At 70.5% G+C, this 12,349-nt stretch carries 11 protein-coding genes; 4 read left to right on the top strand and 7 right to left on the bottom strand.

The window, feature by feature from the left end; translation table 11 throughout:
* The first annotated feature begins 1 nt into the window (after position 1).
* Positions 2–1,120, top strand: a complete 1,119-nt coding sequence (locus OG844_RS16615; protein WP_406391062.1) for a winged helix DNA-binding domain-containing protein — start codon at positions 2–4, stop codon at positions 1,118–1,120.
* Positions 1,121–1,125: 5 nt separating this feature from the next.
* Here OG844_RS16615 and OG844_RS16610 read toward each other — a convergent pair whose 3' ends face one another.
* A complete protein-coding gene (locus tag OG844_RS16610; protein ID WP_406391060.1) occupies positions 1,126–1,770 on the bottom strand; it encodes a LysE family translocator in 645 nt (214 codons plus the stop codon).
* A gap of 31 nt (positions 1,771–1,801) precedes the next feature.
* Entirely contained in the window at positions 1,802–2,620 is an 819-nt protein-coding gene (locus OG844_RS16605) for a response regulator transcription factor (protein WP_406396164.1), read from the bottom strand.
* Positions 2,621–2,761: 141 nt separating this feature from the next.
* Between OG844_RS16605 and OG844_RS16600 the strand changes: the two genes are divergently transcribed.
* Together OG844_RS16600 and OG844_RS16595 are read left to right on the top strand one after the other, a co-directional pair.
* Complete coding sequence (locus tag OG844_RS16600; RefSeq protein WP_406391058.1) at positions 2,762–4,438, top strand: AMP-binding protein; 1,677 nt, start codon at positions 2,762–2,764, stop codon at positions 4,436–4,438.
* On the top strand, positions 4,435–6,042 hold the full coding sequence (locus OG844_RS16595; protein ID WP_406391056.1) for an AMP-binding protein: 1,608 nt from the start codon (positions 4,435–4,437) through the stop codon (positions 6,040–6,042). Before OG844_RS16600 ends, OG844_RS16595 begins: the two co-directional genes overlap by 4 nt.
* Positions 6,043–6,099: 57 nt before the next feature.
* On the opposite strand, the gene OG844_RS16590 is transcribed toward OG844_RS16595, so the two are convergent.
* The 3 genes from OG844_RS16590 to OG844_RS16580 all read right to left on the bottom strand — a co-directional run bounded on the left by OG844_RS16590 (position 6,100) and on the right by OG844_RS16580 (position 7,663).
* Positions 6,100–6,321, bottom strand: a complete 222-nt coding sequence (locus OG844_RS16590) for a hypothetical protein (RefSeq protein WP_351174271.1) — start codon at positions 6,319–6,321, stop codon at positions 6,100–6,102.
* 71 nt (positions 6,322–6,392) lie between these two features.
* A complete protein-coding gene (locus OG844_RS16585; protein ID WP_406391054.1) occupies positions 6,393–6,920 on the bottom strand; it encodes a GNAT family N-acetyltransferase in 528 nt (175 codons plus the stop codon).
* Between the two features lie 20 nt (positions 6,921–6,940).
* Positions 6,941–7,663 (bottom strand): hypothetical protein, encoded by a 723-nt coding sequence (locus tag OG844_RS16580; RefSeq protein WP_406391053.1) that lies wholly within the window; start codon positions 7,661–7,663, stop codon positions 6,941–6,943.
* 240 nt (positions 7,664–7,903) lie between these two features.
* On the opposite strand from OG844_RS16580, the gene gcl reads away from it, so the two are divergent.
* Positions 7,904–9,688, top strand: coding sequence for a glyoxylate carboligase (gene gcl, locus OG844_RS16575; RefSeq protein WP_406391051.1), 1,785 nt, complete (start codon positions 7,904–7,906; stop codon positions 9,686–9,688).
* Positions 9,689–9,771: 83 nt separating this feature from the next.
* On the opposite strand, the gene OG844_RS16570 is transcribed toward gcl, so the two are convergent.
* Both OG844_RS16570 and OG844_RS16565 read right to left on the bottom strand, forming a co-directional pair.
* Positions 9,772–10,533 (bottom strand): hypothetical protein, encoded by a 762-nt coding sequence (locus OG844_RS16570; protein ID WP_406391049.1) that lies wholly within the window; start codon positions 10,531–10,533, stop codon positions 9,772–9,774.
* Positions 10,534–10,837: 304 nt separating this feature from the next.
* On the bottom strand, positions 10,838–12,295 hold the full coding sequence (locus tag OG844_RS16565; protein WP_406391047.1) for a catalase: 1,458 nt from the start codon (positions 12,293–12,295) through the stop codon (positions 10,838–10,840).
* Between the last annotated feature and the right edge of the window lie 54 nt (positions 12,296–12,349).

The following is a 12,349-nucleotide window of genomic DNA, read 5'->3' as shown; positions in this document are numbered from 1 at the left end:
CATGGTCGCGAACAATGCTCCCGTGCTCTCCCGCCGCGCGCTCAACCGGGCAACGCTGGAGCGCCAGTTGCTCCTCCGGCGTACCGCCCTGCCGGCGAAGGACGCCGTCACCCGTCTGGTGGGGCTGCAGGCGCAGAACACCAGACCGCCGTACTTCCAGCTCTTCGCCCGGCTCGAAGGCTTCGATCCCGCCGAGCTCTCCGCGCTCATGGAGTCCCGCGAAGTGGTCAGGATCGTCACCCTGCGCTCCACCATCCACACGCACACCGCCGACGACGCCCTGACCCTGCGTCCCCTGGTCCAGCCGGCCCGAGACCGGGAGCTGCAGATATTCCGGCGCGGACTCACCGGGGTGGACCTGGACCGGCTCGCCTCCCTCGGCAAGGAACTCGTCGAGGAACGGCCCCGCACGATGAAGGAGCTGCGGGAGGAGCTGACGGTGCACTGGCCGGACGCAGACCCGCAGGCCCTGTCGGTCGCCGCCCGCTGCCTGTTGCCGCTCGTCCAGGTCACCCCGCGTGGAATGTGGGGACGCAGCGGACAGGTCGCACTGACAACGGTCGAACACTGGCTCGGCAGGCCCACGCAGCAGGCCGCCGCGCCCGACGGGACCGTGCTGCGCTACCTCGGCGCCTTCGGGCCGGCCTCCGTGAAGGACATGCAGATGTGGGCGGGCCTCACCCGGCTGCGCGAGGTCTTCGAACGGCTGCGGCCCCAGCTGGTCACCTTCCGCGACGAACACGGCGTCGAGCTCTTCGACCTGCCGGATGCCCCGCGTCCGGGCCCGGACGTACCGGCGCCGCCCCGCTTCCTGCCCGAGTTCGACAACGTACTGCTCGGCCACGCCGACCGGACACGGATCATCCCGGCCGCGTACAAGGGGCGCAACGGCGTCGGCAACCAGGCCTACGGAACGGTCCTGGTGGACGGCTTCCTGGCCGCGCTCTGGCGCCTCGAGGAGACGGGCGACGACGCGACGGTCACCGTCCAGCCCCTCGGCGGACTCGGCCGGGCGCAGCGCGAGGAGATCACGCAGGAGGCCGTGGACCTGCTGACGGTGATGTCGCAAGCAGTCGCGTACGACGTCAGGTTCGCCCCGTTCGTCGACTTCGGCGACTGAGCGCGTCAGTCCGCCCGGCCCGTGGCCGCCACCGTCACGCCCAGGCCGATCATCGCGAACCCACCCGCGCCGCCGATCATCGACAGCCGGCGGTCCGACCCGGCGAACCAGGCCCGGGCGGCCGATGCGCCCAGCCCCCACAGGGTGTCCGTGACGGTACCGATCGCGATCGGTACCAGGCCGAGAAGGAGCATCTGAGCCACCAGATGTCCCGCGGAGTGATCCACGAACTGGGGCAGGACCGCGGCGAAGAAGACGATGCCCTTGGGATTGGTGACGCCGACGACCACTCCGTCCGCCACGGTCCGCAGATCGCCGTGCGCGGCCCGGCCTGACCCCGCCACCGCCGTCAGGCGCATCTCCTTGCGGTGGCGGAACGCCTGCACGCCCAGGAAGACGAGATAGGCGGCTCCCGCCAGCTTCACCACGAGGAAGAACACCAACGACCGCTCGACCAAAGCACCGACCCCCAGCGCGACCGCCACCACCAGCAGGTACGAACCGGTGACGTTGCCCAGAACCGTTGCCAGCGCCGTACGGCGTCCGTGGGCCAGCGCCCGGCCGATGACGAACAGCACGCTCGGCCCCGGGATCCCGATCACCAGCAGGGACATCGCGGCAAAGGCCAGGTACTGATCGGCAGTCACCATGGGTACGTCGCCCTCCGGTTCGCCAGGATCCCTACGGCAGCAGCCCCGCCCGGCGCGCGGCCACCACCGCCTCCAGCCGGGTGTGCGCCCCCAGCTTCCGCATCGCGGAGCGCAGATACCCCTTCACGGTCTCCGGCCGCAGCCCCAGCCGCTCGGCCGCCGCAGCGTTCGTCGCCCCCGCCGCCACACAGGCGATCACATCCGTCTCGCGCGGCGCCAGCCTCACCTGCCGGGCCGCCGGGGACCGGCTCGCCCCCGCCGCGGAGGCGAGCCGCCCGCACACCACGAGGAGCTCGGCGCGCAGGGCCGGGTCGACGATCCTCGGCGCCAGGGCACGCAGCTCGCGATGCGCCTCGCGGACGTCCTCCCAGGTGCCGGGATCCGCGTGCGGACCGGTCACCTGCTCCAGGGCCGTCGCCAGGAGTTCCTGCACCTCGTCCCGTACGGCCAGCGCCTGCTCCACGTCACGGGCCGCCGACACCGCCGCGTCGAACGTGCGGTCGCCGAGCGTGAGCGGCTCGCGCAGCGCCCCGTACAGCACGCCCCGCACCTTGCGGCGTACGACGACGGGCACCGCGACGACCGAGCGCAGACCCTCCGCCGCGACAGCCGTGTCGTACTCGTGGCTGATGTGGCGCGAGGAGGCGTAGTCGGTCACCGCGCACGGCCGCGACAGCGCGATCGCCTTGCCGCCGAGCCCGCTGCCCGCGGAGATGACGAGCCCGCGCAACGCACCGGTCTGCGCCCCGTTCAGCTCGGCGATCCGCGCGTGGCGTGCGTCGGACAGCAGCCCGCCGAAGACCACCGGCAGCCCGCTCGTACGGCGCAGCCTCAGCAGAGCCGCCTGCATCTCCGTCGCCTCAGCCGGTTGTGGCACGCCGATGCCCCTCCGCCCCGTGGGGTCCTGCCCCACCACCCCCGTCCGGGGGTGGTGAGATCCGGGTCACTGTTCACATGATGTTAAAGGACGGGTCCGCAACGAGGAGGGCACATGCCGGCAACCAGCGCGACGGAGACGTTCCGGGCCGCTCGGGACTTTCTGCTGGAACACCGCGAGGACTACGCGAAGGCCTACGCCGGCTTCGAATGGCCCAGGCCGGCCCACTTCAACTGGGCGCTGGACTGGTTCGACGTCATCGCGGAGAACAACGAACGGACCGCCCTGCACATCGTGGAGGAGGACGGCCGGCGCACCGAGGTGTCCTTCGCCCGGATGGCCGCCCGTTCCCACCGGGCCGCGAACTGGCTGCGTGCCCAGGGGGTACGGGAGGGCGACCGGATCCTGGTCATGCTCGGCAACCAGACCGAGCTGTGGGAGACCGCCCTCGCCGCGATGAAGCTGCGTGCCGTCGTCATCCCCGCGACCCCGCTGCTCGGCCCCGTCGACCTGCGCGACCGGGTCGAGCGCGGCAAGGTCCGCCACGTTCTCGTACGGTCCGAGGACACGCCGAAGTTCGACGAGGTGCCCGGCGACTACACCCGGATCACCGTCGGCGAGGACGTGGCGGGCTGGCTCCCGTACAGCGGGGCAGACGAGGCGCCCGACACCTACACCGCCGACCGTGAGACAGACGCCGACGAACCGCTGATGCTGTACTTCACCTCCGGTACGACAGCGAGCCCCAAGCTGGTCGAGCACACCCATGTCTCGTACCCGGTCGGCCACTTGTCGACGATGTACTGGATCGGCCTCAAGCCCGGCGACGTGCACCTCAACATCTCCTCGCCCGGCTGGGCCAAGCACGCCTGGTCGAACCTCTTCGCGCCCTGGAGCGCCGAGGCCACCGTCTTCATCTTCAACTACACACGCTTCGACGCCGCCCGGCTGATGGCGGAGATGGACCGCTCCGCGGTGACCAGCTTCTGTGCGCCGCCGACCGTGTGGCGGATGCTCATCCAGGCCGACCTCGCGCAGCTGAGGACACCGCCGCGGGAGGTCGTCGCGGCCGGCGAGCCGCACAACCCCGAGGTCATCGAGACCGTGAGGCGCGCCTGGGGCGTCACCATCCGGGACGGCTTCGGCCAGACGGAGACCGCCGTCCAGGTGGCGAACACGCCGGGCCAGCGGCTGAAGACCGGCTCGATGGGGCGCCCCAGCCCCGGCTTCGAGGTCGAGCTGCTCGACCCGGTCTCCGGGCGGGCGGGCGTGGCGGAGGGCGAGATCGCCCTCGTCCTGTCGGCCGCCCCCGTCGGGCTGATGACCGGCTACCACGGTGACCCCGAACGTACGGCCGAGGCCATGGCGGGCGGCTACTACCGCACCGGGGACATCGGCGCCCGGGACGAGGACGGCTACATCACGTACGTGGGCCGCGCCGACGACGTGTTCAAGGCCTCCGACTACAAGATCTCGCCGTTCGAGCTGGAGAGCGCCCTGCTGGAGCACGAAGCGGTGGCCGAGGCCGCGGTCGTGCCCGCACCCGACCCCGTGCGCCTCGCCGTCCCCAAGGCGTACGTCGTACTCGCCGAGGGCTGGGAGCCCGGCCCGGAAACGGCGAAGGTGCTGTTCGAGCACTCCCGGGCGGTCCTCGCCCCGTACAAGCGCATCCGCCGGCTGGAGTTCGCCGAGCTGCCCAAGACCGTCTCCGGCAAGATCCGCCGGATCGAACTGCGGGAGCGTACGGCCCAGGGTGCGGGCACCGAGTTCGACGAGGGGGACCTGCGATGACCGAGCCGTCCTACGGGCACGGCACCGGCGGTACCGCACTGCTCGGCGACACCATCGGCCGCAACCTCGACCGGGCGGTCGACGCCTTCCCGGAGCGCGAGGCCCTGGTCGACGTGGTGTCCGGGCGCCGCTGGACGTACGCCGAATTCGGCGCCGCCGTCCAGGAACTGGCCCGCGGACTGATGGCGTCGGGGGTGGCCAAGGGCGACCGGGTCGGGATCTGGGCGGTCAACTGCCCGGAGTGGGTGCTCGTCCAGTACGCGACGGCCCGTATCGGTGCCGTCATGGTCAACATCAACCCGGCCTACCGGGCACACGAGTTGGAGTACGTGCTCAACCAGGCCGGGATCTCCCTGCTGATCGCGTCGCTCGCCCACCGCACCAGCGACTACCGCGCCCTCGTCGGCCAGGTCCGCGCCAACTGCCCGGACCTGCGCGCGGTCCACTACATCGGCGACCCGACCTGGGACGAGCTGACGGCTGCGTCGGCAACCGTGACGTCGGAGCAACTCGCGCACCGTGAGGCGGAGTTGTCCTGTGACGACCCGATCAACATCCAGTACACCTCGGGTACCACCGGCTTCCCGAAGGGGGCCACGCTCTCCCACCACAACATCCTGAACAACGGCTACTTCGTTGGGGAGACGGTCGGCTACACCGAAGCGGACCGGGTCTGTCTGCCGGTCCCCTTCTATCACTGTTTCGGCATGGTCATGGGGAACCTGGGTATCACCTCGCACGGCGCCTGCATCGTGATCCCGGCCCCGTCCTTCGAGCCCGCCGCCGTGCTCTCGGCCGTGCAGCAGGAGCGCTGCACCTCCCTCTACGGCGTGCCCACCATGTTCATCGCGGAGCTGAACCTCCCCGGCTTCGACGACTACGACCTCTCCTCGCTCCGCACCGGCATCATGGCCGGATCGCCGTGTCCGGTGGAGGTGATGAAACGGGTCGTCGCCGAGATGCACATGGACGAGGTGTCGATCTGTTACGGGATGACGGAGACCTCACCGGTCTCCACCCAGACGCGCCGGGACGACGACCTGGAGCGCCGTACCGGGACCGTCGGCCGGGTGCTGCCGCATGTGGAGGTCAAGGTGATCGACCCGGTGACGGGCGTGACCCTGCCGCGCGGGGAACCCGGCGAACTGTGCACCCGCGGGTACGGCGTGATGCTCGGCTACTGGAACCGGCCGGAGCGGACCGCGGAGGTGATCGACGCGGGACGCTGGATGCACACCGGGGACCTCGCGGTGATGCGGGAGGACGGATACGTCCAGATCGTCGGCCGGATCAAGGACATGATCATCCGAGGCGGCGAGAACGTGTACCCGCGGGAGATCGAGGAGTTCCTCCACGGTCATCCGAAGATCGCCGACGTCCAGGTGGTCGGGGTGCCTGACGCCACGTACGGCGAGGAGATCCTGGCCTGCGTCATCCCCCGCGACCCGGCCGATCCGCCGACGCTGGAGGAGGTGACGGCGTACTGCCGTGAGCAGTTGGCGCACTACAAGATCCCGCGCCGGCTGCAGATCCTGGAGACCTTCCCGATGACGGTCAGCGGGAAGGTCCGGAAGGTCGAACTGCGGGAGAGCTACGGCGCGTAGCGCACTGGGTGGACGGTGCGCGTCGCCTACGGCGCCGGGTGGGGCGGTCGGGCGGGGTCAGGCGGCTTCGATGATGTCGCAGTCGATGCCCTTGGTCGCGGCCGCCCACTCGATCAGAAGCACCTCGTACGTCGCCGACTCCACGGACGACCAGTCCTGGCCCGCGCGGGCGTCCACGAGCGCGCGAATCGCCTCGTTCGCCTCGACGGCGGACGGGTGGGTGGGCTGGGTCGCGAAAACGGGGGTGGAGTGAGGTGAAAGCCGAGGAGTTAAGACCATGCCTTCACTGTACGTCCCCATGCTGACAACGGTCCGAACATACGAGGCTCGCGGGGCACACGTGACCGAAATCATTTCGAGTTCACGCTGGGGAGATCGCGGCGCATACAGACGCGCGGCCAGCGGTCCAGGCCGTGTTCGGCTTCCTGCGACCTGATCCCGCGGAGCCCGGCACCGAGCTCGTCCTCCGCCAGTGTCCGAAAACCGAGGCGCGTGTAGTACGGCGCGTTCCACGGGACCTCGGCGAAGGTCGTCAGTGTGAGAGCGGTCAGCCCCTCCGCCTCGGCCCAGTCGGCGAGATGGTCGATGAGGGCGCGGCCGACACCCCGGCGGGCGGCCGCCGGATCGACGGAGATCTGTTCGATGTGGGCGGCGCCGTCCACGCGGTCGGCGATCAGGTACCCGACCGGGAGGTCCGAGGTCTCGTCCGCGGAGACCCAGCAGCGCCCGCCGCGACGGTAGTTCTCCAACAGGGCGAGCGGCGGCGGCTCGTCATCGGCGACGGCCGGCATGCCGACCGCGCGGAACGGCTCGCCCGCGGCGCGCTCGATGTCCTGGAGCAGCGGGAGTTCCGGGCGCCGGGCCGGGCGGATGCACATGGGTCCAGTATGACGGGTGGTCAGGGTCCCGTGCTGATCAGTTCGTCCGCGGGGCTGTTCACCGGCTGCGGCGTCCCGGTGAGGTCCATGACGAAGAGCGGGATGGCGAGACCGTCGGCGCGTGCTCGGGCGTCCTCCGCGTATCCGGCCAGGGAGAAGAGCAGGCCCGACACCGAGGTGTTGAGGGCGTTGAGCCAGAGGCACTCGACATCGCGCAGAGCGGTCGGCCGGGTGGTGGAGTCGACCTGCGCGATGAGCCCGGACGCACGGAGGTCTATCCGGGACGCGGGGCGCACCTCGGGCTGGACGACCTCGCGGTAGCCCAGCCACTTCAGATAGAGCGCGGCGGCGCTCACCGCGTCGCGCGCGGTACGGATCACCATCGGCCGGAACGAGGGGCGAGGGTGCGCGGCCGTGCGCGGCAGCGGGATGTGGGAGGGCCCGGGCGGCCGGCCCGCGGCGGGCGGTGCGGCGCCGTGCGCGGTCACCGGGCGCACGGGTATCCGCAGCACGGCGCCGCAGGGGCAGCACAGCTCGGGATGCGGCCACTGGTCGCGCCGCCCGCAGGCGGTGCAGCGCACGCTCACCCAGTCGTCGTTCCAGGTGCGGTGGGTGATGGGTTCGACCGGTGCGCCCCGCATCAGCGGCGGGGCCGTCGGGGAGCCGCACGGGCACGGGTAGACGGGCGTGATGTACGCGTGGTCCCGGCCGCAGGCCGGGCAGTGCACCGGTAAGGACTCCACCGTCCGCCCCCTCCTGCCGTGATGGTCGCGGCGACTGCGCTCCGTACCCCCATGGTCCACCAGGAGCGAGGTCCTGGGGGGGAGGTTGGCGCACTTCGTCCCGGCGTCCTCCCTTGACGACCGTACGACTCCGCCTTAGATTGATTCCACATAGCAGAACTGAACTTCCGTAATGCGGAATTGGTGCTCTCAGGTGGCGCGACAGAGCCCGAATCCACCAGGTCCGAGCAGGAGCACTCAATGCCTCGTATGACCGCTGCCCGAGCGGCAGTTGAGATCCTCAAGCGCGAAGGCGTCAGTAACGCGTTCGGTGTGCCGGGTGCGGCGATCAACCCGTTCTATGCGGCACTCAAGGCGTCCGGCGGGGTGCACCACACCCTCGCCCGCCATGTCGAGGGCGCCTCCCACATGGCCGAGGGCTACACCCGGGCGGCGGCCGGCAACATCGGTGTCTGCATCGGTACGTCCGGGCCGGCCGGCACCGACATGATCACCGGCCTCTACTCCGCCATCGCCGATTCCGTCCCGATCCTCTGCATCACCGGCCAGGCCCCCACGGCGGTGCTCCACAAGGAGGACTTCCAGGCCGTCGACATCGCGTCGATCGCCAAGCCGGTCACCAAGGCGGCCACGACCGTCCTGGAGGCCGCCCAGGTCCCCGGCGTCTTCCAGCAGGCCTTCCACCTGATGCGCACCGGCCGTCCCGGCCCGGTCCTCATCGACCTGCCGATCGACGTGCAGCTCACCGAGATCGAGTTCGACCCCGATCTGTACGAGCCGCTGCCCGTCCACAAGCCGGCCGCGACCCGCAGGCAGATCGAGCGCGCCGTCGAGATGCTCAACGCCTCCGAGCGTCCGCTGCTCGTCGCGGGCGGCGGGATCATCAACGCGGACGCCTCCGAACTCCTGGTGGAGTTCGCCGAGCTGACCGGTGTCCCGGTCGTGCCGACACTGATGGGCTGGGGCATCCTCGCCGACGACCACGAGCTCAACGCGGGCATGGTCGGCCTGCAGACCTCGCACCGCTACGGCAACGCGAACTTCCTGGAGTCCGACTTCGTCCTCGGCATCGGCAACCGCTGGGCCAACCGCCACACCGGCAAGCTGGACGTCTACACGCAGGGCCGGACGTTCGTCCACGTCGACATCGAGCCCACCCAGCTGGGCAAGATCTTCGCCCCGGACCTCGGTATCGCCTCCGACGCCAGGGCCGCGCTGGAGCTCTTCGTCGAGGTGGCGCGCGAGCTGAAGGCCGCGGGCATCCTGAAGGACCGGTCGGCATGGGCCGCGTCCACGCAGGAGCGGCGGGCCACGCTGCAGCGCCGCACACACTTCGACGACGTGCCGCTGAAGCCGCAGCGGGTGTACGAGGAGATGAACAGGGCCTTCGGGCCCGAGACCCGGTACGTGACGACGATCGGCCTCTCCCAGATCGCGGGCGCGCAGATGCTGCACGTCTACCGGCCGCGCCACTGGATCAACTGCGGCCAGGCCGGGCCGCTGGGCTGGACGATCCCGGCCGCGCTGGGCGTCGCCACGGCCGACCCGGAAGGATCGGTCGTCGCGCTCTCCGGCGACTACGACTTCCAGTTCATGCTGGAGGAGCTCGCCGTCGGCGCGCAGCACCACATCCCGTACGTCCATGTGCTGGTGAACAACTCCTACCTGGGGCTCATCCGCCAGGCGCAGCGCAACTTCGACATCGACTTCCAGGTCAACCTGGAGTTCGAGAACATCAACTCCCCGGAGCTGGGCGTCTACGGCGTCGACCACGTCAAGGTCGTCGAGGGCCTCGGTTGCAAGGCGATCCGGGTCACCGAGCCGGACCAGCTGCTGCCCGCGTTCGAGGAGGCGAAGAAGCTGGCCGCGGAGTTCCGGGTGCCGGTGGTCGTCGAGGCGGTCCTGGAGCGCGTCACGAACATCTCGATGAGCGGGACGGACATCGCGTCGGTCAACGAGTTCGAGGACGTGGCGACGGAGCCCGGCCACGCGCCGACGTCGATCCGTGCGCTGACGGCTTCCTGACCACCCGGCCACCCGGCCACCCGTCCGGAGCTCCGGCCCCGGGATTTCCGACCCTGTCGGCGAGTCCCGGGGCCTGAGCCGTGTCAGCGGCCGTCCTTGAAGACCTGGTGGTAGTCGGAGGCCGACATCTCCAGCCTGAAGACCATTCCGTACCGCCTGCGCAGGTCCGCGACCGTGGTCGAGGCGGGCTCGCGCAGGCACCGGGCGACCGGCGGATCGTTCTCCGTACACGGACCCGACTCCGCGAGGAGTGTCTTCGGGCTGCTGCGCAGGGTGTCCCAGGTCAGGGTCTGCGGAGCGACGGAGAGGTGGAACGGTTCCGGGGTGTCCGGGCCCGTCGGGTTCGGGCCGTGTCCCCGGTAGTAGGAGACGAGGCGTGTGCGGTAGTCGTCGTGACCGAACGGGATCGGGCCCGTGGGAGACGCCGAGACGTCGTGGTCGCCGGCCGTGAGGACGGCGTCCAGGTGGTCACCGATCCGCTTCGGGTCGGCGCCGTAGTAGGCGGTGATGTTCTGGGAGCAGCGGATCCTGTACCGGTCGTCGCCGGTCGGGAAGAACCACTCCTTCGCCGCTCCGCCGATGCACTGGTCGTTCACCGTGGTCAGGCCGAGGACGAGGGGAGTGTCCTCGTCATAGGCGCGCACGGCGGTCCGGAGATGGTCCTCGGCCACCTTCCGGGCCTCCTGCGCCTGCGTACCGCCCGCCAGTTCGCGCACCTCTTCGGGGCTCGTGGCGCGCTCGTCGGCGGAGCAGGCGGGAACGGCGAGGACGAGGAGGAGGCCGAGGAGGCATCTGAGGACCGTGCGCCCGCCGGGTGCGGCGCGCGGTAACCGCGTCGTGGTCATGGGGCATTGTCGGGACGCCGTCGGCGGCATCCATCCGTACCCGTACTCAGACGGTTCGTCCGGCGACGTCGAAAAGGGGCGCGGCGCACGGAGTCGTCCGTGCGCCGCGCCCCTGTGAGCAGGGGGCCGCGGCGGCGGTGACCGGGCCGGTGACCCGGCTTCTTCAGGTCAGAAGCCGGGCCGTCCGGGCCCTTCGCCACCGCACTGGCGTCGTCCGCCGCCGCGGCCTCGTCCTGCCCGCGCCGCGCATGACCCCTCATCCGGGTGTGCGCGGCACGGGCAGGGCCCATGGGGGAGGGGGGGCTCAGTCCTCGCGCAGCGCGCGGACCGCCTCCTCCACACGGGTGCCGTAGTCGGCATCCGCGGCATGGAAGTGGGCCAGGTTCTTCTCGATCACGTCGTCACGGGTGACCTGGGAGAGGCCGCCTGCGATGTTGGCGATCAGACGGTCCTTCTCGTCCGCCGACATCAGCCGGTAGAGCTCACCCGCCTGGAAGAAGTCGTCGTCCTTCGTGTGGGCCGGCGCCTCGTGCGTGCCCGTCCAGCCGTGGACGGCGAGCGGGGCGGCCAGGGCCGCGCCGGTCTCCGCGGGACCGGAGTACGAGTTGGGCTCGTAGTTCTTGTCCCGGCGCGAGCCGTAGCGCGTCGCGTGCAGTCCGTCGCGGCCGTAGTTGTCGACGACGGCCGCCTTCGGCGCGTTGACCGGGAGCTGGGTGTGGTTGATGCCCAGCCGGTAACGGTGCGCGTCGGCGTACGCGAACAGCCGGCCCTGCAGCATCTTGTCCGGCGACGGGCCGATGCCCGGCACGAAGTTGTTCGGGGAGAACGCGGCCTGCTCGACCTCGGCGAACACGTTGTCCGGGTTGCGGTCGAGGACCAGGCGGCCCACCCGCTGCAGCGGATAGTCGCTGTGCGGCCAGACCTTGGTGACGTCGAACGGGTTGAAGCGGTAGTCGGCGGCCTCCGCGGCCGGCATGACCTGCACGTGCAGCGTCCACGACGGGTTGACCCCGCGCTCGATGGCCTGGAGCAGATCGGTCTGGTGCGAGGCGGCGTCCTTGCCGGCGAGCTCGGCGCCCTGGTCGGCGGAGAGGGAGCGCACACCCTGATTCGTCCTGAAGTGGTACTTCACGAAGAAGGCCTCGCCCGCCGCGTTCGTCCACTGGTAGGTGTGCGAGCCGTAGCCGTTCATGTGGCGGTACGAGGCGGGGATGCCGCGGTCACCCATCAGCCAGGTGATCTGGTGCGTCGCCTCGGGGGAGTGCGCCCAGAAGTCCCAGACGTTGTCCGGCTCCTGGCGGCCCGTGAACGGGTCGCGCTTCTGCGAGTGGATGAAGTCGGGGAACTTGATCGGGTCCTTGATGAAGAACACCGGGGTGTTGTTGCCGACGAGGTCGTAATTGCCCTCGTCCGTATAGAACTTGAGGGCGAAACCCCGCGGGTCGCGTACGGCGTCCGCGCCGCCGAGGGAGTCGGCGACCGTCGAGAACCGGATGAACGTCTCGGTGCGTCGGCCCACCTCGGAGAGGAAGTCGGCGCGGGTGAAGCCGGTGACGTCGTCCGTCACCTCGAAGTAGCCGTACGCGCCGGAGCCGCGGGCGTGGACGACGCGCTCCGGGATGCGCTCGCGGTTGAAGCGGGCGAGCTTCTCCAGCAGGTGCTGGTCCTGGAGGAGGATCGGCCCACCGGCGCCGGCCGTGGCGGAGTTCTGGTTGTCGGCGACCGGGGCGCCTGACTCGGTCGTGAGCACACGCTTCGACATGGAGACCTTCCGTACTGGGGCTGCTGACGGCCCCAGGAGCGTAGATTCGCCGGG

The organism is Streptomyces sp. NBC_00887 (assembly GCF_045207585.1).
This window is presented reverse-complemented; position numbering and strand designations above follow the sequence as displayed.